General features: G+C 62.6%; 17 protein-coding genes. 4 read left to right on the top strand and 13 right to left on the bottom strand.

Features of this window, described 5'->3' with window-relative positions; all coding sequences use genetic code 11:
• Window positions 1-14: 14 nt before the first annotated feature.
• The 5 genes from SARO_RS02695 to SARO_RS20915 form a co-directional block, all read right to left on the bottom strand.
• On the bottom strand, window positions 15-929 hold the full coding sequence (locus SARO_RS02695; RefSeq protein WP_011444202.1) for a LysR family transcriptional regulator: 915 nt from the start codon (window positions 927-929) through the stop codon (window positions 15-17).
• 69 nt (window positions 930-998) lie between these two features.
• Complete coding sequence (benD, locus tag SARO_RS02690) at window positions 999-1,790, bottom strand: benzoate diol dehydrogenase BenD (protein WP_011444201.1); 792 nt, start codon at window positions 1,788-1,790, stop codon at window positions 999-1,001.
• Window positions 1,783-2,268, bottom strand: a complete 486-nt coding sequence (gene benB / locus SARO_RS02685) for a benzoate 1,2-dioxygenase small subunit (protein WP_011444200.1) — start codon at window positions 2,266-2,268, stop codon at window positions 1,783-1,785. Before benB ends, benD begins: the two co-directional genes overlap by 8 nt.
• Entirely contained in the window at window positions 2,265-3,599 is a 1,335-nt protein-coding gene (locus tag SARO_RS02680; RefSeq protein ID WP_011444199.1) for a Rieske 2Fe-2S domain-containing protein, read from the bottom strand. The genes benB and SARO_RS02680 overlap by 4 nt, the downstream gene beginning before the upstream one ends.
• 20 nt (window positions 3,600-3,619) lie before the next feature.
• Complete coding sequence (locus tag SARO_RS20915; protein WP_176929368.1) at window positions 3,620-3,769, bottom strand: hypothetical protein; 150 nt, start codon at window positions 3,767-3,769, stop codon at window positions 3,620-3,622.
• A gap of 114 nt (window positions 3,770-3,883) precedes the next feature.
• Between SARO_RS20915 and SARO_RS02675 the strand changes: the two genes are divergently transcribed.
• Window positions 3,884-4,810 (top strand): LysR family transcriptional regulator, encoded by a 927-nt coding sequence (locus SARO_RS02675; RefSeq protein WP_011444198.1) that lies wholly within the window; start codon window positions 3,884-3,886, stop codon window positions 4,808-4,810.
• Between the two features lie 60 nt (window positions 4,811-4,870).
• Here SARO_RS02675 and SARO_RS02670 read toward each other — a convergent pair whose 3' ends face one another.
• The 3 genes from SARO_RS02670 to SARO_RS02660 form a co-directional block, all read right to left on the bottom strand.
• Window positions 4,871-5,785, bottom strand: a complete 915-nt coding sequence (locus SARO_RS02670) for a formylglycine-generating enzyme family protein (RefSeq protein WP_041550000.1) — start codon at window positions 5,783-5,785, stop codon at window positions 4,871-4,873.
• A 171-nt stretch (window positions 5,786-5,956) separates the two neighbouring features.
• Window positions 5,957-8,518, bottom strand: a complete 2,562-nt coding sequence (locus SARO_RS02665; protein WP_011444196.1) for a TonB-dependent receptor — start codon at window positions 8,516-8,518, stop codon at window positions 5,957-5,959.
• Window positions 8,519-8,583: 65 nt separating this feature from the next.
• Entirely contained in the window at window positions 8,584-10,857 is a 2,274-nt protein-coding gene (locus SARO_RS02660) for an arylsulfatase (RefSeq protein ID WP_011444195.1), read from the bottom strand.
• Window positions 10,858-11,149: 292 nt separating this feature from the next.
• On the opposite strand from SARO_RS02660, the gene SARO_RS02655 reads away from it, so the two are divergent.
• The 3 genes from SARO_RS02655 (at window position 11,150) to SARO_RS02645 (ending at window position 15,823) form a co-directional block, all read left to right on the top strand.
• Entirely contained in the window at window positions 11,150-13,360 is a 2,211-nt protein-coding gene (locus SARO_RS02655; protein WP_234007399.1) for an arylsulfatase, read from the top strand.
• Window positions 13,361-13,404: 44 nt separating this feature from the next.
• Window positions 13,405-14,670 carry a TetR/AcrR family transcriptional regulator gene (locus SARO_RS02650; RefSeq protein WP_041550645.1) on the top strand — a complete coding sequence of 422 codons (1,266 nt, stop codon included), beginning with the start codon at window positions 13,405-13,407 and terminating at the stop codon, window positions 14,668-14,670.
• 97 nt (window positions 14,671-14,767) lie between these two features.
• Window positions 14,768-15,823, top strand: a complete 1,056-nt coding sequence (locus SARO_RS02645; protein WP_176929367.1) for an acyltransferase family protein — start codon at window positions 14,768-14,770, stop codon at window positions 15,821-15,823.
• Window positions 15,824-15,905: 82 nt separating this feature from the next.
• On the opposite strand, the gene SARO_RS20080 is transcribed toward SARO_RS02645, so the two are convergent.
• The 5 genes from SARO_RS20080 to SARO_RS02625 all read right to left on the bottom strand — a co-directional run bounded on the left by SARO_RS20080 (window position 15,906) and on the right by SARO_RS02625 (window position 22,487).
• Complete coding sequence (locus SARO_RS20080; protein WP_011444191.1) at window positions 15,906-17,252, bottom strand: endo alpha-1,4 polygalactosaminidase; 1,347 nt, start codon at window positions 17,250-17,252, stop codon at window positions 15,906-15,908.
• Window positions 17,253-18,144: 892 nt separating this feature from the next.
• Complete coding sequence (locus SARO_RS20910) at window positions 18,145-18,330, bottom strand: hypothetical protein (protein WP_143004982.1); 186 nt, start codon at window positions 18,328-18,330, stop codon at window positions 18,145-18,147.
• A gap of 731 nt (window positions 18,331-19,061) precedes the next feature.
• Entirely contained in the window at window positions 19,062-20,021 is a 960-nt protein-coding gene (locus tag SARO_RS02635; protein WP_011444189.1) for a plasmid partitioning protein RepB C-terminal domain-containing protein, read from the bottom strand.
• Window positions 20,014-20,913 carry a plasmid partitioning protein RepB C-terminal domain-containing protein gene (locus tag SARO_RS02630; RefSeq protein ID WP_011444188.1) on the bottom strand — a complete coding sequence of 300 codons (900 nt, stop codon included), beginning with the start codon at window positions 20,911-20,913 and terminating at the stop codon, window positions 20,014-20,016. The genes SARO_RS02635 and SARO_RS02630 overlap by 8 nt, the downstream gene beginning before the upstream one ends.
• Entirely contained in the window at window positions 20,913-22,487 is a 1,575-nt protein-coding gene (locus SARO_RS02625; protein WP_011444187.1) for a recombinase family protein, read from the bottom strand. Before SARO_RS02625 ends, SARO_RS02630 begins: the two co-directional genes overlap by 1 nt.
• Window positions 22,488-22,573 lie beyond the last annotated feature (86 nt).

The following is a 22,573-nucleotide window of genomic DNA, read 5'->3' as shown; positions in this document are numbered from 1 at the left end:
AACATTGTCTCAAGCTATGGATTTGAAAGCGCTTCGACGAAGGCACGGCCAAGCGGAGGCAAGCCTCTGTCGACGGGGTAGCGAATACCCACGCTGCGTTCGAACGTCGCCTCCTCGATGGCGATCGCGCGCAGGACGCCGATGGTGAGTTCGGCGGCGGCAACCGTACGCGGAAGGATCGTGACCCGGTCGCCATGGCGAACGATGGCCTTGGTTGTCAGAAGCGAGTCGCAACGGATGACGTTGCGCGGCACCGGAACGCCAGCAGCAAGGAACAGCGCATCGACCTGCCGGCGAAACGCGCCTTGCGCTTCAGGCAGGACCCAGGGCAGGCCAGCCACGTCGCGCAGCGAGACGCGGCCGCCAAGGCCGTCGTGGCGGCGTCCCACGACAAGCGCGAAGGGGTCGCGGGACACGGTGATTTCGGCAAGGTCAGGCGGGCATTCCTCGATCTCGGTGGTCACGCAGGCAAGATCGATCGTGCCCTTGCGCAACAGGTCGCCGAGCTGCGGATCGGGCCTTTCCACCACGCTGAGTGCAAAGGGGCCAACCTGCGCCTCGATCCGGGCGACCGCCTCGGGAAGGATGCTTACCAGCGCGCCCGGCGTGCCGCCGATGCGCAATGGACCGGCAATGTTGCGGGCGGCGTGATCGACTTCGACCACCGCAGTTTCAAGCAGCCGCACCATTGCTTCGGCGCGGTCGCGCAGGGCAAGTCCTTCGGGCGTCAGGACGATGCCGCTGCGTGAACGTGCGAAGAGGGTAACGCCAAGGCGATGCTCAAGCAGCGCAATGGTGTTCGAGACGGACGGCTGGGAAAGATTGAGCGCGCGGGCCGCGCCGCTGATCGACCCGGTTTCACACACCTTCCAGAACGTGGAAACGGCGCGCGGATCGATCTTCAGGCGGTGCTGCGGGGCGTCACTCATCACGCGAGCGTAATCGCAGGCATAAGGGCTGTCTATGTTAGATGCCTTCTCGATAGCCTTCTGGACTGCTCAGCCGAGATCACCGCCCGCAACGGGCAGGACGGTTCCCGTAATGTAACTTGCCTCGTCGGACGCGAGGAACAGGATCGGTGCGATCTGCTCCTCGAGCGTGCCATAGCGTTTCATGAAGGTGGACCGGGTCACCTGCTCCACCGCCTCTGCCATCCAAGCCTGCTCCTGCGCGCTGTCGCCCTCGGCATTGCGCGGAACCTTGCGTGCGGGCGCACTCGTGCCGCCCGGCGCCGTGGCGACGACGCGGATGCCTTGCTCGCCATACTCCATGGCGAGGCTCTGGGTCAGAGCGTTGATCCCGCCCTTCGCCGCCGAGTACGGCCCGCGCCGTATCCCACGCGTGGCATTGGACGATACGTTGACGATCGTCCCCGCCCCTTGCGCCAGCATCGGCGGCAGCACCGCATGGCAGCAGTAGAGCGTCGGCATCAGCGAGCGGCGGATTTCGGCATCGATCTGCTCGGACGTGAACTGATCGTAAGGCCGCATGCGGATCGCGCCGCCGACGTTGTTGATCAGGATGTCGATCCGACCGAAAACCGCAAGCCCGTGCGCCACGGCGGCCGCAGCGCCCGCATGCCCCTCGAGGTCTGCCACGAACGCATGCGCCTTCGGCCCGATCGCTGCCGCAACATCTGTCACGAAGTCGGCACGATCAACCAGCAGGACCTGTGCGCCCTCGGCAGCCGCGCGCTCCGCCACGCCGCGCCCGATCCCCTGCGCCGCCCCGGTCACGACCATGACCTTGCCGTCAAAACGACCCGCGAAATGCGCCCCGTACTCAGACATGATAGACATCGATCACCTGGTGGATGTAGTCGTTCTTCAGCACGACCTTCTTGGAGCCAATGCTGAAGCCGTCCATGCTCCGTCGCAGCGTGCAGAAGGTCACGCCAAAGAACTGGCTGGTCACCTTGAAACGATGGCTGAGCGTGTGCCAGTTGTATCGCACGTCCAGTTCGTCCCCGCGATCTTCCAGCAGTTCGATATTCGCAAGCATGTGGACAGTGCGCGGCTCAGGCGTGCTGGCGCTGGAACGCTCTGTCTCGAGCCGGTAGACGCGGTCCTCCAACCCCTGCCGGTTGGCGTAGTAGATCAATGAGATCTGGCTCTGCGGATCGGTGACCAGCTCGTCATCGTCGGTCCAGGCTGGCATCCAGTAGGTGCAATCGGGCGCATAGCATTCCAGCCAGACATCCAACTGCCGGTCATCGAGCAGGCGCGCCTCGCGGTGGAGGAAGGCGCAGACTTCATCGAGCGCGCTCATGCCATTTCCTCCTGCCGGGCCAGGCCTTCGAGAAGGGTCTTCGCCCAGTATTCGTGCTGGCGGACGAACAAGCCTTCATCCTCGCTGCGCTCGCTGCTGAGCAACGGGTTCAAGCCCATTTCGCGCGCATTTTCGTCCGGCCCGGCAATCCAGCGCCGCGCGCCGCGGCTGAGGTCGTTCCACAACCCGCCCGCACCCGCATAGGAGGCCTGGCAAGTACGGAACTCCTCGAGATCATCCGGCGTGCCCATGCCCGAGACGTTGAAGAAGTCCTCGTACTGGCGGATGCGGACAGCCCGCAGTTCCGGGCTCTCCCCCTTGGGCGCAAAGCAGTAGATCGTCACTTCGGTGTGGTCGGCATCGATCGGGCGTACCACGCGGATCTGGGTCGAGAACTGGTCCATCAGGAAGACGTTCGGATAGAGCGCCAGGTTGCGGCTCTGCTCGACGATGAAGCGCGTGCGCTCCTTGCCCAGCCGCTGCTCCAGCTCATCCTTGCGCGACCACACCGGCCGGACCTCGGGATTGAGCACCCGCGTCCACAGCAGGATGTGCCCGTTGTCGAACCCGTAGACGCCGCTGACTGCCTTCGACCAGCCATTGGCGTCCACTGCCTTGGTGCCGCCCTCGGCGCGCCGCCCCATTGTCCTGGCGTAATTGTAGTGGACCGAGCTGACGTGATATCCGTCGCACCCGTTCTCCATCTGCAACTTCCAGTTGCCGTCGAAGATATAGGAAGAGCTTCCGGCCAGCACCTCAATGCCCTCCGGCGCCTGATCGACGATCTGGTCGATTATCACCCGCGTCTCGCCAAGGTATTCCGCCAGCGGCGCGACGTCCGGATTGACACTGCCGAACAGGAAGCCGCGATAGCTCTCGAACCGCGCCAGCCGCGCAAGATCGTGCGAACCATCGCGGTTGAACGACTCCGGATAGGCCCCCGAACCTTCGTCCTTTGCCTTCAGCAGCTTGCCGTCGTTGGTGAAGCTCCAGCCGTGGAACGGGCAGACCATGACCCGACCGTTGCCCCGCTTGCGACGGCACAACATCGCGCCACGGTGAGAACACGCATTGATGAAGGCGTTGAACGAGCCATCCTTCGTGCGCGTGATGACCACCGGCGTCCGCCCCACCGTGACCGCGAACCAGTCGTTGGCGGCGGGGATCTGGCTCTCGTGCGCCAGGTAGACCCAATTCCCCTCGAAGATGTGCTTCATCTCGAGTTCGAACAGGTCGGGATCGGTGAAGATGTCGCGGCGGCAGCGGAACTGCCCGGTTTCCGCGTCATCGACGACGGCCGTTTCAATGCGGGTTTTCAGCGCGGCGGACATGCTTGGCGTTCCTTCTCTCGTCAGGCTTCAGGACGAGCGTGGTTCGGCGACCGCTCGTCCTCTCGGCGCGGGGCCTGCTGCGAACCGAAGTCGAATGCCGCTGCCCACCCGGCCACGCCGGAGCGCCGGAACATCGGCCCATCAACAATGAAAGTATCGATCCGATCCATTGCCGTCATTGCCGCGCCTCTCCAGAATCAGGCAATTTTGCTGGAGAATATCGGGACCGAAACGCCCCATCAAAGATCATTGCGGTCAATTGATCATACCCTTAGAGTATAACGATGGACCTCAGGCAACTTCGACAGTTTCTCGCGGTGGCCAATGCCCGCAGTTTTTCGCGCGCAGCGGAAACGCTGAACATCGCCCAGCCGCCCTTGAGCCGGACGATCCGGCACCTGGAGGAGGAGATCGGCGGCGCCCTGTTCGACCGCACCGCCCGCCCGCTGGCGATGACCCCGCTCGGGCAGTTGCTGCACGAGCAGGCGCGACAGATCCTCGATCGCATGGGCGACATGCACGACATGATGAAGGCCGCCGCCGCGACCGAGCGCCGGCGCTTCACCATCGGCTTCGTCGCTTCGACGATCTATGCGAGGTTACCCGAACTCATTCGCGCCTTTCGCAAGCGCGCGCCCGACGTGGAACTGACACTCGTCGAAAGTTCGACGCTCGAACAACTGGCCGCCCTCAAGGATGGCCGCATCGATGTCGGCTTCGGTCGCATCCGGTTCGAGGACCCGGCAATCAAGCGCATCATCCTGCGCAACGAACGCCTTGCCGTAGCCTTGCCGCGTGACCATCCTCTTGCGCTCGACGATCGGCCACTCACCCTGAAGCAGGTCGCTGCCGAGCCGCAGATCCTCTATCCGCGCGCTCCGCGTCCGAGCTATGCCGACCAGGTCATCTCGCTGTTCCGCGATCACGGCCTCGAACCCAGAATTGCCCACGAAGCGCGCGAACTGCAGATCGCCATCGGCCTGGTCGCGGCCGAGGAAGGCCTTGCGATCATCCCGGAGTCCATCAGCCGTTCAAGAAGCCACGATGTCGTCTACCGGGAGCTGGCCGAAGCGGCGACTTCTCCGATCATCATGAGCCACCGGATGAACGACAGCTCTGCCGAACTCCGGCTGATGGCGCAGGTTATTGCAAGCGAATATGCAGCCTGGGGGTACCCCGTACCCGAAATCCTCGCCCACTCCGCCCCCTGATCCCGGAATGCCGAAACTGGAACCGGGTGTTCGGAGAACCGGGGCGCGCATCCTGTCCGGTCATCCCCGGACAACACACCTGAAGCCGATGTGGGAGGTGGCGGTATCGACCATTTCCGGATGCCGCGCGGCGGGGCGATAGCGCTGGCAGTAGTTGGCGGCGCACAAGTGCGACCCGCCCTTGATGACCTTGCGACCGATACGGACGCCCGGATGGTCCGGGTCGAAACTTTCCCTGAGCCTGCCACCTCGCGGATTGTCGATCGGGCAGCATGACCTCTTCGCCTTCGGGGGCATGGGCTTCGCGGTCCACCAGTCGGAAGTCCATTCCCAGGTGTTGCCGATCATGTCGTAAACGCCATGACCATTGGGAGGAAAGCTTCGCACCGGCGACGTGCGCTCCCATCCATCGAGGCATTGATTGGCGAAAGGGAACAGGCCCTGCCAGTAGTTGGCCATCATCCGGCCATCGGGCGCCAGTTCGGAACCCCACGCATAGTCCTGGCCATCGAGCCCCCCGCGCGCGGCGAATTCGAACTCCGCCTCGGTCGGCAGGCACTTGCCCGCCCAGGTCGCGTAAGCCTCTGCATCGGGATATGCGACATGGACCACCGGATGGTCTTCGAGCCCGGCGAGGTCGCTGCCGGGGCCAAGTGGATGCTTCCAGCAAGCCCCGAAGGTAAAACGCCACCAATTGGAAGCATCCGCCATGTCGACGGGTCCCGACGTCTTCTGGAAGACGAGCGATCCGGCCCGGTCCATACCCGGTATCATGCCAGGATAGTCCTTCGGATCAGGTGCGACCTCGGCAACCGTGACGTAGCCTGTCGCCTCGATGAAGGCGGCGAACTGAAAGTTGGTTACAGGTGTCTCGTCGATCCAGAAGCTGTCGACCCTGACGCGGCGCACGGGCGCCTCTTCCGGGTAGAATGCCTCGGAGCCCATGAGGAACGTGCCGCCTTCGATCAGGCGCATTCCGGCATGCCGCTGTTCCGCTTCCCTGGACACCTTGCTTCGCTCCACCGAAGGCCACGCTTCACGCGGCCCGGCCTCCTTGCCATTTCGCAAGGCAGACGAAGCTTGCGCTTCGTCTGCCGCAAGCGCGCCCGGATGTGCACAATCACCTCCGGGTGTGCTTTCGCATCGCTAGAACTTGACGTCCAAGGTCAAGCCGTAGGTCCGCGGGTCGCCATAGATGGTCGTCGCAAAGCCGAGCTGGCCGAAGTCCACGGCGCGGACGACGTAGGACTTGTTCGTGATGTTCTTGCCCCACAGCGTGAGACTGGCCTCGGCGGAACCCATCGCAATCCTGTCGAGGCGGATCTGCGCATCCAGCAATCCACGAGCGTCGCCCTTGGTCTGCCGTCCAAACGGCGCCGTGAGCGGGTTGCCGAACATCCAGAACGATGACGTGTAGTTGTAGCCCACGCGTGCGGTCAGATCCTGGCTGCCGATGGGACGGCGATAGGTCGCGCCGACATTGCCCGTGAATTCAGGCGCGTAGCCGAGATGCTGGATCGATGCGACATTGCGGATCACGTTGTTGACGTCGCCGGCCGGAAAGTCGCGCGGATCGGTCTTCACGTACCCGGCCGCCGCATCCAGCGACAGGTGATCGTCAACCACGAAGCGGCCTTCGATCTCAGCTCCGTAATAGCGCGTCTTGCCGGCGTTCACCGTGATGTTGCCGAAGCTCTGACCTTCGCCGACCGGTACGGGCAGCGTCACGAGCTGGTCCTTGTATTCGTTGTAGAACACTGCGGCATTCAGACGGACGCGGTTGTTGAACTGTGTCTTGATGCCCAGCTCGTAAGACCAGATCGTCTCCTTGTTGAACGGCGTGAGAGGGATCGAGCTGGTGTTCTGCCGCGCGTTGAAGCCACCCGAGCGATAGCCGCGCGCGACGCGGGCATAGAGGTTCACATCGTCAGAGGCACGATAGTCCACGGTCAGGTTGCCGGTAGGCGCGCTGAACTTCTTGCTGCTTGTGTTGTTAGGCAACTGGGCATCAGTGAAGGGGGTGGCACCGTTCTGGTAGACCTGGAAATCCTTGCTGTCCCACGAATACCTGAGGCCGAGCGTGATCCCGAGGCGGCCGTCGGGACCGCCTGGCCGCAAGGTTCCCTGGCCATAGACTGCAAAGGATTCGCTGTCGGACGTGTATCCAAGCGCCGACTGCACGGCGAGCGCGCGGTAGCGGGCGGGATTTCCGGCCTGCAGCAACGGCGCCAGCGCACCGAAGTTGCCCGCGTTGAACACCGCCGCGTTGGTATCGATCACGAAGGCATAGCTCTGCGGATTGAACTCCGCGCCGCTCTCCTTGAAGTAGAAGGCACCAAGGACCCATTCGAAGGCCCCGCCAGAGTTCGAGACGAACTCCAATTCCTGGCTGAACTGCTTCTGGCGTCGATCATTGCGGGTGCTGAAGAGATCCTGCGTCGTTGTCGGCACCGGCGCCGCCGCAAGCGCGGTTCTTGCGGCAGGCGACAGCGTCGGGATCAAGTCCAACACCTGAAGCGGCATCCCGTTGAGCAGGCTGGCCTGGCTGAATGCCGGACCGCTGATTGCGCCCATGCCGTCGAGATCACTTCCGGCGATGTGATTGCGCCACCAGCGCGCCGCAGTCGTCGACCGGATCGTCAGCCAGTCGAGGTCCGCCTCGACCCTGGTCATGTTCCCCCAGAGCTTGTCGACCGAGGGCTGGGCGGAATTGTTGCAAACGCGCGTGCGACGCTCCGTCGAGATCTGCGAGACGGGAGTGCCGCAGCGCGCATCAAGCGAGGTCGCCTCGTTGAGGTAGCCAAGGACGTTGGCGGGCTGCACCACCGGGAACACGTTTCCGCCGAGCGAAAGGGTCGACGGGAAGTCCGTGGTATTTCCGTTTCCGACAGCGGAAAGCTGCTGGTAGCCGGCCACGCCCTCGACGCGGGTCCAGTCGAAAATGTTGGTGATCTTGACCCTGTCGCCAAGATCGAGCTGCGCCGACCAGCGTGCGCTGTGGATCAGCGAACTGCCCGGATCGCGGTTCTCGGCCGCGAGCAGGTTGTCGACGATGCCATCGCGCTGCTTGTAGAGATACGAGAAGGACATGCGCAGGCTATCGGCGAGAGTGCCCGTGTTGAAGACCGCGCGCGCGGTTCGCATGTCGTAGTTGCCGATGCCGGCACGCAGGCTGAGGCCCGCCTCGCTGCTCGGCGCACGGGTGATGAAATTGACCGCGCCACCGGTCGTATTGCGACCGAACAACGTGCCCTGCGGGCCGCGCAGGACTTCGACGCGCTCGATATCGGCAACCTCGAAAGTCGCTGCGGAGCTGCGCGCCATGTAGATCCCGTCGACGTAGACGCCGATGGAGGAATCGTAGCCCTGGGTCTCGTCGGCCGACGTCGGAATGCCACGGATGCTGATGACGGCGGCGGTCGCATTGGTGGTAGCGCCGACGACCGAAAGGTTGGGGGCGATGGCGGACAGGTCCTTGGCCTCGGCAATGCCTTGCAGGTCGAGCTGGGCCGCAGGAATGGCGGAAATGGCGATGGGCGTGCGCTGCAGGCTTTCCGAGCGCTTCTGCGCCGTCACGACGATCTCGCCGACGCCTTGCTCGGCAGCATCGCCGACCGACTGTTCCGCGCCTTGCGCAAATGCTGGTGCGGCAAGGCCGCAGATGGCTGCTCCCGCCAGCCAGACGGCGGCGGTGGTCCTGGAATGCATGACTTGTTCTCTCCCTGCTGATTGATGAAGCGCGATCAGGCTATGGGGGCGCGTACGCCCAGCCTTCAGCGCGCGCTGAAGGTCACTTGCTCGATCCGGCCCTTTTGAAACGCGAAGCCCGGAGCCGTCCCCGCCGGGTAGGAGCCGGCGGGCGAGCCGTGGTCCAAGCCGACATCGAAGCTTTCGTCGATCGTATAGAATGCGGTGGGACTGGACTTCACCTCGCCCGTATCGACCACCGCGCCATCGACCATGAGGCGCAGGCGCGCCCCCTTGCCATAGCCCGGCCCCGCATAGTCGAAGTCGAAGCGCAGCGCGTGCTTGCCCGGTGCGAGCGATTGCGCGGCGCGCAGCGTCACGGCCTCTATGTCGAAGACGCGGTAGGAGAACGTCGGCTTGCCGCCCCTGTCCAGATACAGTGACCAACCGGCGCTACGGCCGCCAAGCGTGGCGACGACGCCTTCGGCTCCATCAGCGATGTCGATAGCTGCATCGACGCTCCACGATCGGTTCATGGCGCGCGGCAGGGCCGTTTCCGGAACGCCAACCGCGCCTTCGTGGAAGGTCATCGTGGTGCGGCCGGCCGCGATGCTTGGAACCTTGTTGTTCCCGAGCGTGGTGTTGCGCAGCGGCAGGACCTGGTTTCGCGCTGCTTCCGCATCGAAAAGCGCCTTCAGGTCGGCCAGCTTCGCGGGGTTGCGATCAGCAACGTCGCGCGCCTGCGAGAAGTCCTTTCCGAGATCGTAGAGTGCCCAGCGATCGTCCTCGAACTTCTTGTCGCCAAAACCCATGACCGACCACGGCAACCGGCTGTGGAACGCCGAGGCCATCCACCCGTCATGGTAGATCGCGCGATGGCCAAAGACCTCGAAGTACTGCGTCAGGTGTCGTTCGGGCGCTTTCGGGTCCTTCAGGCTGTAGAGCAGGCTGACGCCGTCCATCGGCTTCTGCGCGATGCCGTCCACAGTCGACGGAGCAGTGATTCCGGCAGCCTCGAGAATCGTCGGGACGATGTCGTTGACGTGGCTGAACTGCGTCCGGATGCCGCCCTTGTCAGCCACATGCCCCGGCCAGTCGAAGACCATCGCGTTGCGCGTCCCCCCCAGATGCGACGCCACGGTCTTCATCCAGGGCAGCGGCGCGTTCATCGCCCAGGCCCATCCCGCGGGATAGTGGGCATAGGCATCGGGGCCACCAAGCGCATCGAGATGCGCGGCACGAATCTGGTCGGTCTCGGGCAGCCCCTGGATGTTGGCGAAATAGTTCGCGCTCCCCGACAGACCGCCCTCGCCGCTCGCTCCATTGTCGCCGAAGACGTAGAAGACCATCGTGTTCTGGCGCTCGCCATTGGCCGCGAGACTGTCGAGCAGCTTGCCGACCTGGGCGTCGGTGTGGGCAAGAAACCCGGCGTAGACTTCCATCGTGCGCGCCGCGAAGCGCTTCTGGTCCGGCGTGAGGCTATCCCAGGCCGGCAGGCCATCGGGGCGCGGAGTGAGCCGGGCGTTAGCGGGAATGACGCCGAGCCTTTTCTGGCGGACGAAAGTCTCCTCGCGGACCTTGTCCCAACCCTGGTCGAACTTGCCCTTGTATCGCTCGCTCCAGCCCCTTGGCACCTGGAGCGGCGCATGCGTCGCCCCGGGCGCGAAGTAGAGGAAGAACGGTTTGTCGGGCGTGACCGAATGCTGCGTGCGTAGCCATGCGATCGACTTGTCGGCGAGGTCCTCGGTCAGGTGATAATTCGGCACGTCGGGCCGCATCACGGGGGTCGTGCCTTCGAACAGCGACGGATCGAACTGATCGGTCTCCCCGCCAATGAAGCCATAGAACCGCTCGAAGCCTTCGCCGGTCGGCCAGCGATCGAAAGGCCCGGACGGCGACGCCTCCCAGTCCGGCACCTGGTGCCACTTGCCGAATGCCGCGGTGTTGTAGCCGTTTTGGCGCAGGACAGTGGCAATGGATGCCGTGTCCTTGGAGTGGAAGCCGCTGTAGCCGGGGCGTTCGTCGGACGAGTTCTCGACCGCGCCGATGCCGGTGCTGTGCGGATTGCGCCCGGTCAGCAGCGATGCCCGGGTGGGCGAGCAGATTCCGGTGGTGTGAAAGCGGTTGTAGCGCAGTCCATCCGCGGCAAGCCGGCCAAGCGCCGGCGTCTCGATCGGCCCTCCGAAGGTTGAAGCGGCCCCGAAACCTACGTCGTCGAGCAGGATGACGACGACATTGGGCGCACCGGCAGGTGCTTTGATCTGGTAGGCGGGAACAGTTGCGGGGGCGGGCACCACCGCCTGCCCGAAGGCCGCCGATGCCATGAGCGCCAGTGCGCTGGCACCCAATGCACTGATCATCTTCACGGCGCTCTCCCTACCGGTTTTCACTTGTTGTGTACGCTATCGTATCGTACGCAAATTATGACCGGTCAAGAGATTTGATGCAGAAGCATGGGAAGGATTCGTAAAAATGTTCATATACAAATTCGCCATGAGCCGCCGAAACCGGCATAAAATGCGCGCTTTGCGTATATTCACAGCCATATCATCGCCCCTGGCACTTTGGTCGAGCACCGCGACAGGACAAGAGGCCTTGCCCCAGGCGCCTCAGCCGTTTGCGGGCAGCATTGGCCGCACATATGTCGATTCGGTGCCCTCCTTCCCGAAGCCTGTCACCGCTCCGGCCGGCGCGCCCAACGTCGTCCTGATAATGACGGATGACGTGGGATTCGGGGCCGCCTCGACCTTCGGCGGGCCGGTACCCACCCCCAACCTCGACCGCCTCGCGTCGCGCGGAATCGTGTTCAATCGCTTCCACACCAAGGCGATGTGCTCGCCGACGCGGGCATCGTTGCTGACAGGTCGCAACCACCATGCCGTCGACAACGGCACGGTCGCCAACCTGTCCACCGGCTTTCCGGGATACGACAACAACCTGCCGAAAAGCGCAGCCACGGTCGCCGAGATCCTTCGCCAGCACGGGTGGAACACGGCGATGATCGGCAAGCACCATAATACGCCGGAGCCGTTCGTCTCGCCCGCCGGACCGTTCGACCTTTGGCCCACCGGCCTCGGCTTCGAATATTTCTACGGCTTCATGGCGGCCTCCACGAACCAGTTCAGCCCCGCGCTCTATCGCAACACCAGCCCCATCCCGACATTGCGGGATGGCGTGCTCGACAAGGCGCTGGCCGACGACGCGATCGGCTGGATTCACGCGCAGAAGGCCGCAGCGCCCGACAAGCCGTTCTTCCTCTATTACGCGACCGGTTCCGCCCATAACCCGCTGCAGGCTCCGGCCGACTGGATTGCGAAGTTCCGCGGCCGGTTCGACAATGGCTGGGACGCCGTGCGCAAGGGCACGGTCGACCGCCAGCGCAAGCTCGGCATCGTTCCGCGCACCACCAAGGATACCACCCGGCCCGACGAAATTCCGGCTTGGAGCACGCTTACGCCCGAGCAGCGGCGGGTCAACGCCCGGCTCATGGAAGTCTATGCCGGCATGCTGTCCTACCAGGACGCGCAGATCGGCCGGATGCTCGACGAACTCGATCGCATGGGCGAGGCGGACAACACGCTGGTCATGTTCATCGAGGGCGACAATGGCGCCGCGCCCGAGGCGGGACCGGACGGGCAGTCGAATCCGATGGCGGTCTTCGCCAACGGATTCAAGGAGGACGCATCCTCGCTGGCAGCGCAGCTCGACAAGCTTGGCGGGCCGGATGCGGTTGCCGGCATGGGATGGGGCTGGGCCTGGGCGACCAACGCGCCGTTCAAATGGTTCAAGCAATACGGATCGCACCTTGGCGGCACGCGCAACCCGCTGGTGGTCTCGTGGCCAAAGGGCATTTCCGGGCGCGGCATCCGCTCGCAGTTCACCGATGTGGTCGACGTGATGCCCACGATCCTCGATCTTGCCGGCGTGCAGATCCCCGACAGCGTCAATGGCGTGAAGCAGCAAGCGGTCGACGGCATAAGCTTCCGCTACACGCTGGATGCTCCCGATGCGCCGGAACGCCGCCACACCCAGTACTTCGAGATGATGGGCAATCACGGCATCTACCACGATGGCTGGATGGCGAGCACCACGCCGGTCAACCGGTTGCGAAGCAAGCCGGACCATCCAGTCCTGCCGACGGACTACAAGTGGGAACTCTATAACCTCACCCGCGATTATTCCCAGGCCAACGACCTCGCTGCGAAACACCCGGAGAAGCTGGCGGAACTGAAGGCCCTCTTCGAAGTCGAAGCGCGGCGAAACAATGTCTACCCGCTGGACGACAGGCTTGACATGGCGCGCTTCAGCGCATCAGCCGCACTCGTGCCGAAGCGCAAGCGGTACGTCTATTGGGGCGAGGTCACGCTTCCGGCGGCGACATCCGCACCGATCTTCAACCGGGGCTTCACGCTCGACGCGCAAGTCGACGTGGCATCGAGCCAGGGCACCGGTCCCCTTCTGGCAATCGGCGGGAAGTTCGCAGGGTGGTCGTTCTACCTGGTGGATGGCCGACCGGCCGTGACAGTCGCGACGTCGCAGCGGCCCGAGGATCATTTCAGGGTGGTCGCATCGCAGCCGGTCGCGCCGGGCGCGTCACGGATCGGGTTTTCCTTCCGTTACGACGGTGGCCACAACGCGGGCGGCGAGATGATCATCACCGCCAACGGTAAGGAGATCGGGCGCGGTCGCATTCCCCGCACGCTGTCAAAGCTGGTGGAAATGACCGACACCTTCGACATCGGTTTCGATGCCGATACACCGGTTACCGACGACTACCCCAAGGGCAGTCATTTCCCCGGCACCATCGCCAGGCTTGAAATCGTCCCCGGCGATGCGGGTGCTCCGACGCCTGTGGAGCGGTAGGCGCACGGCTGGAGAAACGTTTCGTTGGATGATAGATGCGCGCGATGAGCCTTGCAGACGTGCCAGACGTAGCGCGCGCCCTTCCTGACCCGCGATCCCGCATCCTCGCGGCGGCCGGCGAAATCTTCCGAAGGGAAGGTTTCGCCGGAACGACGGTCGATGCCGTTGCCGCCATCGCGCGAATGAGCAAGGAAAGCATCTACGACCTGTTCCCCACCAAGAGCGCGCTCTTCGAAGCCGCGGTCCGCGCCTCGATCGACAAGCATGTCTACCATGGGCCCGCCGAAGGCCCGGCGGAAAGCGTCGACGCGTTTCTTGCCCACATGGGTACGAGCATGTTCGAGCGGTATGTCGAACCGATGAACTTCGGGTTGTTCCGCAACAACATCGAAGCGGCGAACCATTTTCCCGAACTGGCCTCGACCCTGCATGAGCATCGCCGCCAGGCTTCACAGGCGAATGCGGTGCACCTCCAGCCCTGGATCGACCGGGGCTGCCTGCAGACGACAGACGCGCTTGCAACGGTTATCCGGTTTTCCAGTCTTTGCATCGGCGGTAGCCGGTACTTCCTTGGACATCCCTTGCCGTCGAAAGGAGAACGCCGGCAATTGGTGGAACGAACCGTGTCCCTGTTCCTTGACGGATATGGCTCCGTCACGTCCGGAACGCCCGCCGCGTTTGCTCCGCCGCAGCCCCGTTCGCACCATCCGGCGACGACGGTGCGGATGTCCACCGCCCGCATCCGGGAAATGCTGGATGCAATCGAGGACGAGTTCCTCCGCCATGGATACCGTTCCGCCAGCATCGATCGCGCCGTAAGCGTCGTGAAAGTCGGCAAGACTACCGTCTACCGGCAGTTCGGAAACAAGGAAGGCGTCTTCCGTCACATCATTGAAGACAGGATCGTCGCAGAGGCGGAGCGGACTTACGATACCGCACCCGATGCCGCCACGCTCGAAGATGCGCTTGCGTCGCTTGCCCGGCAGGCGCTCGACAATCATTGCGAAGGCGACAACATTCACCTGCACCGGTTGCTGATCCAGGAATCCGAGGCATTCCCGGATCTGGCCCGAGCATTCTACGACGCCAAGATCCATGCATTGAGCAAGGGTCTTTGCGCCGTCACCGACAGATTTGGCGCGCCCAAGCCAGACCAGGCCTCGATCGAGGATTTCCACAACCTCGCCACCTCGGCGCTGCGCTACGTCACGACAAAGGATTTGCCCTCGAGGGAAGAACGTACGGTGGATGCGGCGGAAGTCAGCCGCCTCTTTGTTCGGGGCATGCGCTCGCCGCCGCGTCTGCCTTGAAGCATCCGACTGCCCGATTGCGCTGAAAGTCACTGATTGCGCAAACCTGCCAGCCGGGTGCAAAGGTCGCATAGGCGCACAAGGGGAAGGGGCCGAATTGACCGATGCCGCAAATCAGGGTGGGGTGAACCACTCTCCACGGCTGTTTCAGCTCGACGCGCTGCGCGGGCTCGCTGCGATGGCGATCATGCTGTTTCACCTCGATCTCGTCTATCGCATCCACGGACCGTTCGTGCGCGGGTACCTGTTCGTGGACATGTTCTTCCTGCTCAGCGGATTCGTGCTGGCGGTTTCGACCGAACGCAAGTTGAAAGCGGGGATCGGTGCGCTGGCGTTCACGCGGGATCGCTTCGTCCGGCTCTGGCCGCTGGTCGCCGTAGGCGCCGGGGTGGCGACAGCCCGCGCGTTTGCCATCGGAATGGCGGACCCGCTGACCTTGCTGCTCTGGCTCGCGCTGGATCTGGCTATGATCCCGAGCTTCTCCGGGACCGGTCCGTTCTACCGCTACAATGGGCCGCAATGGACACTGTTCTACGAGTTGCTGGCCAACTTCCTTCATGCGCTCGTCCTGCGCAAGGTTCCGACGCGCTGGATGCTTGCGCTCGCGCTCGCACTGGGCGTGGCGCTGATCGTTACGGTGCGCATGCACGGATCCGACACGATGGGGGTAGATGCACCCACCTGGGACACTTGGTGGATGGGGCTGCCGCGCGTGGGCTGGTCCTACGTGCTGGGGGTCTGGATGGGGCGCAAGTACAAGGACGGCGTCCGCGGCCCCGCGCTCCCGTGGTGGCTGACGCTGGCCCTGCCGGTTGTGGCCATTGCCCTGGTCCCGCGCCTGCCGCTCCGCGTTGCACATGGCGATCTGGTTTTCGTGATGGGGTTCCTGCCGCTGGCAGTTTGGGCAGTGGCCCAATCCCGTCCGCCAAAGGCGCTGAAACCGGCGTTCGAATGGTTCGGCAATTATTCGCTGCCGCTCTATTGCGTGCACCTGACCGTGCTCGTCTGGATCTCGGAACTGCTGGGCCGCGCGGCCTGGGTGCAGGCGACGGCGGTTGGTGCCGCCATGCTGCTCGCCTTCGTCTTTTCCAGGCTGATATCGTTCAAGGGCAGACCGACCAGAGGCAAGCCTGACCTTGCGCCGACTGGCTGATGGTTGGGGCGTGAAGCGCCTGCTCGCTGCCTGAAGCCCCGCCCCACGGCCTTGCACCGTGGAGCGGGATTCCGATGACGGATCAGATTACAATGAAATCGCTGGCGGTCAGGTGGAGACCAGGCGCCAACGTCGCGACGACAACCGCGCTGTGCCAGCCGGTCCCGTCGCTGTCGTAGCTAATCGTGCCGGTCACCGAATCGTAGGTGATCCGGTCGCTCGCATCGTGCGCCTTCGAGCCTTCCCAGAAAGCGGCATCTGCCAGCGCACCCGCCGCGCCGACCTTCGTGAACACGGCGCGGTCGAGCACGATATGGTCGATGCCCGGCTGGAAATCCGTGATCGTATCCATATGCTTGGATCCGCTGGCCCGGAACACGAACGAATCCGCTCCGGCACCACCGGTGAGCCGGTCGTTGCCATTACCACCCTCGAGCCAGTCATTGCCGCCGTTGCCGGCCAGCACGTCCTTGCCCGCAAAACCGAAGAGCTTGTCGTTGCCGCCTTGCCCGGTCAGCGTATCGGCATAGCTCGTGCCGTTCAACACGAGGTCGGCCGGCGGGGGCGCGGTCGTCGTCGTTGTGGTCGTGGTCGTCGGGGTCAAGCCGCTCCAGTCCTCGTGGATCACCTGCCCCGGCAGCACGCCGGTATAGCTGATCCCGTTGAGGTCGATGTCGGCGGTGTAGTAGCCCACGCCCGCCGCCGCGGCCTTGGCCTCGACGTCCGTGACCTTGGCCGGGTCTGAGACATATTCGATCGCGATCACGTCCTTGCCCGCCGCCAGCATGCTTTGCATCATTTGCAGGCTGTAGCTGGTCTCGGACTTGGGCTGAGCCGAGCCCGAATCGGTGTAGAACAGGTTCTCCTTGAACATGCCGTCGAGGTGGCTGAAATATGTCTGGTTGGTCAGCAGTTCCTCGGCGTTGTTTGCCCAGATCTTGAACGCGGGGTTCTTGGCATGGGCATAGTCGGCCAGATAGGCTACAAGGTCGGCCATCGCCTGCTCTGCACCGGCCGCACCGCCCGGGCAGTTGGCTTGGGCCCAGGCCTGCTGGTACTCGTCCACCACGTCGAAGTAGATCCCGTCGTAGCCGGCGGCGATCACCTTATCGAGGTAGGTGGTGGCGACTGTGCGCCATTCCTGGGTCCAGAAGGCAACCTCGTAGTTGCCCTTCCACTGCGGGTTTTCCGGCCCGAGCGCGGACTTGGGAATGCTGCTGAAATAGTCCCGGTAGACTTCCGCCTCGCCGATGCTGAAGTAACCGAGCAAGAGTGCGGAACCCGGCCCGCCACCCATCTGGGCAACCTGGGTGGGCGTGAACATCGCCCCGCTGTCGTTGTAGATGTCGACGACCTTCACGTCGAAGGGCGCCTCGGCAATTGCCGCCGGATCGACACCCTGAAGTACATACATTCCCGTTCGCGCCATTAAAGTGTGCTCCTGATTGGAAGGCAGCACGCGGACGGCCCGCGCGCGCCATCGCTGAGAGCATCCAAGTCACTGGGTGCCCTGCGGTTATGTGATTGATATATAGGTAAAGTTTCACCGGGCAGGGACGCGCGCATGCAATCCGTCGCAGCGCGGCGCATAAGCCCGGGCGCTGCCGACCTGATCGATTCTATCTGTCCTGTACCCACCTGCGATCGTTCGCAGCCCCGTCGCCGACGGCAATCGGACGGCTGCCCCGCCCTGCCAATCGCCGGCAACTTTCCCGATGTGCGAAATACGTCAGGGGCCCGTCACCGGGCCATTTTCTCCTCCATGTGCGACCCCGGTCTTTTACGACCTTGACACGGCTTTGCCGCCCCCGACTGCGCGCGCAATCGCAAAGCGACGAGGCGTGGGCTGGCGTCGCCCAAGCCCTTGTGCTCAGTTTTTCACGAGAACGGTTGGAGGTGTCGTCAGTCGCATGAGAGGAAGTCTCTGGCGCGAATTCCCTGCTATCCGCGTATTTACAGGGAATTCACACGGAAACGCAGGGGTTGGACGCGAAATGAGTATCACCAAAGCCCCAGAACTGGCGGCCCGCGGAGCAAAATTCCCTGCAACGTGCTGCAGGGAATTGAGCGGCTCCTGCAGGGAAAACCACGACGACGCACGGGGTTAGTGTCGCCCGGAAGCCTCTGTACCACCATTGACGGAACGCGGAGCCTGAGACGTTGACCTGCAGCATGGGCACATCGCACTTCGACATGATGCCGCCCTGCAAGCAGGTAGTCGGCGTGGTACGCCTTCGAGCCGTATGTTGTATTTCCTTGCCACGGCTATAGGCGGCCGTGATCTGCGAAATAAAACTGCGCGCGGCCAAGGTCGCCCTGAACTACTTGAGAACGGGAGTGTCCCGACGGCGCGTAAGCATGTTCAGGTGCTCAAGCGCGTCATTCAGGTGAATTCCAACAATGCCGAGACCAAGGTTGTCAGCCACGTCCAACGCTCTCGCAACGGTCTCGCGCAATGCGTCCAGCTGCTCCAATGCCGGGCGACGGCAATCCTGGTCATCTTTCATTACGATCTCCCTCCCACCCTGAGTCGCCTGACCTTCGCAAAAAATCCGTGATCTCGCGCGCTGTGACCTGTACCTACCGCGTAGGCCCGCCACGAACCAGACGTGAGCCTCCTATTCCGTCAGCAGTCTCCGTCTGCTTCAGTTTGCTCGTCAGCGCACCGCCGGTCGCACGCGAGATGTAGTTCCGCTTGAAGGGCTCCTAACAGACAGCCCTGCGCGAGGGTGATTGGAAGCATGTCAGGATAGGCCGCAAGGCGCATTTGTTCGACCTACAGCAACCCGACCTTGCCGCAAGGGCGCTCTAATGGATGGAGACGCCGCCGTAATTGGCAGGCGTAGAACTTAGCGCTGCTCACCCTACTCGCCGCGATGGCCACAGCGCAGTGGTCATGAACAGGTACAGCGAGCATTATCGAGCCTGCCGCGATCATCGCGCCGGTTTCTCCGCACGCGCTGTAAATGCCTTTGCCCGCCTTCTCGCGGCTTGGACATTGGCAGAACTCGCTCGATGACGATATCCGTTTGCGTGTCGCCTCGAAGACCGATCGGGATGCATATTACGCGATGGACTATCTGGTTTTGCTTCGCTGCAGCTTAGGCGCCACACCGACGCGTTGAAATGGGCCCAATTCGTCAACTCGGCGCCCAGCCCAGGCGAGGATGCACAGCTGATCGATTAATCCGCTCGGTGATCAAGGCCCCCGCGCTTAATGGGTCCGGGATACAATGCCCTATTCCTGCGTTGATGCAGAGAGTGAACCAATCGTTTCAATCCCTGCGATGCGCTGAAACTCTGACAGGTATTCCTGTCGGTGGTTCGATAGCCAACGGACGATCCGAGCGTTGTCGAGCAATTTAGCGATGTATCCCCGCGCGAAGGTCAGGTGGAGGTTGTCGATCCCGTAGCTGTCCTCGACCGATTTCACCTGCGCCTGGAGGGTCGCAAGTTCCCGCTCCATCCGCGAAATCTGCTGGCTGGTCGGACCGGAAATGTCATTTTTTCGCGCCTTCTTCGCTGGGGCTGATAACTGGTCGTACGGGGTGGCAGCGAGAAGGGCGCGGGCGAAGATGGCCGAGTAGTTGTTCTGCCCGATCATGAGGTCGGCAGCCTCAATTTGCCGCAGGGTGGACATGCGGCGCAGTATGTCGAAAACCAGCATTGAGCAGTTGGTCTCCTTGAGCATGTCCGCCGCTTCGGCGCAAATGCCGTCCAGAAGGCGAAAACGAGCCCGAATGGAGTGCACCTCAAGTCCCAAGGCATCAGCAATCACTGCTTCGGTCACGCCGCGTTCAATGGCCCTCACAATCATCCGGTGCTCTTGAACAGGAGGCAGGCGATTGATCCGCTTGTTATAGGTGTACGTCTCATCATCATTGGCGACAAGGCATTCGACCGTATCAACGCCGAGCTGCTTCAGCACCTCGATCCGCAAGTGCCCGTCGAGCAGAAAATACTGCCCAGGAGTCTTGGGGTTCGGGACTACGGCTGGCGCTTCGACCAACCCAATGGCTTTGATAGAGCTTACAATTTGCGCGTACTTACGGCTTTCCCGAACGCCTTCGCGCAGTGATTTCAGAGGCACGATTTGGTTGACCTTCAACGTCACCGAATGCTGCTCAAAGCCGAGGCGAACCCGGATCTCGGTTGAGGGATCGAGCAATTGCCTGTCCAGCGCTGCCCAGTCAGTCATCGTATTCCCCCGCAATTCGCATTGCCAGTGCACGAGGCATCGTTTCGAGGCCTTCCGCCCTCAGCAGCGCGACAAATCCATCGTCGCCAAGCAGGTTCTTGATGGCCTCAACGATGAACAGAAGACGCGTCTGCGTGAAATCCGATTTCTTCACCAATAGGCGCTGCTTCTCGGCCTCTCGCTGATAGACCTGCATGAGGTCGCTGGCAGTCAGCTTGCGGTTGGTCACTTTCCGGCCCAGCTTGCACGCAGGCATCAACTTGCTTCGACCGCGCATTCTCATTTCGAGCAGGCGACGCACTGAAGCCAGCTTCTTGCCCCTCAGATTCCCGGTCTCATAGGCGTCAAGCAGCAAGCCTTGGGCTCCCTCGGTCTCCGCCCGCGAGATTTCCATCGCCAAGCTGATCGGGATGAGACCAGTCTCGACCGCTGCCAGCAAGCGTTCCTCGCCGCGCTCCAGCAGAGTCGCAATCATACTGACCCACGAACTCGTCACGCCGATCTTTTGGGAGATCTGGGCTTCGGTGTAGCCGCGCCTGCGCAAGGAACCGATTTCGTTCATAATATCGATAGGGCGCTGGACCCTGCGGGCGATGTTCTCGACGAGGCTCATGACGAGGCATTCGCTCTCACTGGCCTCGATCACCACCGCCGGTATTTCGGTCTGGCCAAGCATCTGAAAGGCTTCAAGCCGCCCTTCGCCGCAAACCAGGTCGTATCGAGCCCCACTCGGGCCTTGGCGACGACTGACCGTAATCGGGCGCTTGAGACCAATCTTCTCGATGTTGTTCACTATCTCCCGGTGCTGCCGCTTGTTGCGTGCCCGGGGGTTGAGCACGGTTATCCGCGATATCGGGATCATCTCGATGTTCTGGGAGTGAGTGACTGGCATCAGGCTGCCTCCGCAACGCTGACAGGCGCAGCGATTTCGTAGAAGAAGTCTAGGTTCTCAAAGCGATAGGCGTCGAGCAACAGGTCGTTGTCCTCAGCAAGCCGTAGCCTTTCGGCAGCCACGTCCAGTCGGGGAAACAAGTAGTAGTCGAATGGCTGCCGGTTGTTTGTGTCCATGCGGACGACAAGGGTGATATCCGGCATCTGGGAGGTGTCGAAGCGAATTTTCCAGCGCAGCAAACCCGTCGGCGTCGATGTGCATCGGACGATGACGACGGACAGGCTGAACTCGTCGTTCACGATAATCTGGTCGGTCGTGCAATCCCGCCAAGACACACTGCCCTGACACTTCAGACCTTCAAGCACCTTCTGCGTCACTTCTGGGTGGAGACGCCGCAGCTCGCGGTTGACTTCGACATAGGCGTAGTCACGATCAGGTGAATAGCCGACGAGGCTGTAGGCTCGCAGCAAACTACCGAACCGGGATAAGTATGCGCTGCTCGATGGCACCCCGTCGCACTCATCGATGATGATGCCGGAGAGGGTACCCTTAGTCTCGTAAACCTTACGCAGCGCTTCGATCATTTCGGCATCCGACAGCCTGAACGAGCGCGCGCCAATGATCGACTGCGCGGCATCGAACAGGTCGCGCGCGACAATTTCCTCAAATGCGCCCGGGCTACGGATCCACATCGCCGGGTCATTTCGAACCCGCTTCTTCTTCAGCTTGAAGGATTGCCGATTCCAGACGTTGTCGCCGACGTACTTCCCGTTGATGAGCAGCTGGTGAACAGTTCCGCGTGTCCATGGCCGCCCAAGGTCGGTGACGATCCCACGAGCATTCAGTTGTTCGGCAATGGCGCTCTCGCTTTGCCCGCCATGGACAAAGGCGGCATACACCTCCTGTACGATCGCGATTTCTTCGTCTGGCCCCCGCGTGAGGATCACGCGGTCTGTCTGAATGCTCTTGTGCTCACCGCGCCCCAACACGCCTTTGGTTTCGCCTCGTTCGTCAACCAGAGTGCGTCGCAGGCCGAAGCCGGCTGCTCCTCCTTGACGATACCCATTCTCGATGAGCCTTCTTTGGCCCGCAAAGACCTTTGCGGAAAGCTCGCGGCTGTACTCACCAGCCATCGCGCGCTTGACGCCTTTGATCATGGTGGAGACGGGACTGCCGTCGTTTTCAAATTGCTCGGTGCAGTACTGCACCGCAATCCCGGCACGCTTGCAGATATATTCGTAATAAGCGCTTTCGTCGGCGTCCTGAAACCGGCCCCAGCGGCTGATGTCATAAACGAGCACCATCGTGAAATCGGCAACGCCGGTCTGAACGTCATCGATCAACTGCTTGAGGGCATCACGGCCTTCGAGCTTCAGCCCGCTCTTGCCAGAGTCTGCATAGGTCCTAACAATCTCGATCCCCCGAGGCGTGGCATAGTGCCGGATGGCATCGGCCTGATTCTCCGTTGAATATTTCTGGTGGTCCGTAGACATGCGGACGTATTCAGCAGCGCGTACAAGACCGCGCGCTTGCCTCCCTTCGTCGTCCGAATCCTCGTGGCTCCAGTCTCGCAATTTGCGTCCTTTCGATCACCGTACCGCCGAAAGCAGGCGATCAACTTGAACAGCGCAAACGACGGACCTCTCCGCGCTCCCGCGCA

It is taken from the genome of Novosphingobium aromaticivorans DSM 12444, from assembly GCF_000013325.1.
Classification (GTDB): domain Bacteria; phylum Pseudomonadota; class Alphaproteobacteria; order Sphingomonadales; family Sphingomonadaceae; genus Novosphingobium; species Novosphingobium aromaticivorans.
Note: the sequence above shows the minus strand (reverse complement) of the source record. Positions and strands in the feature narration are given on the sequence as shown.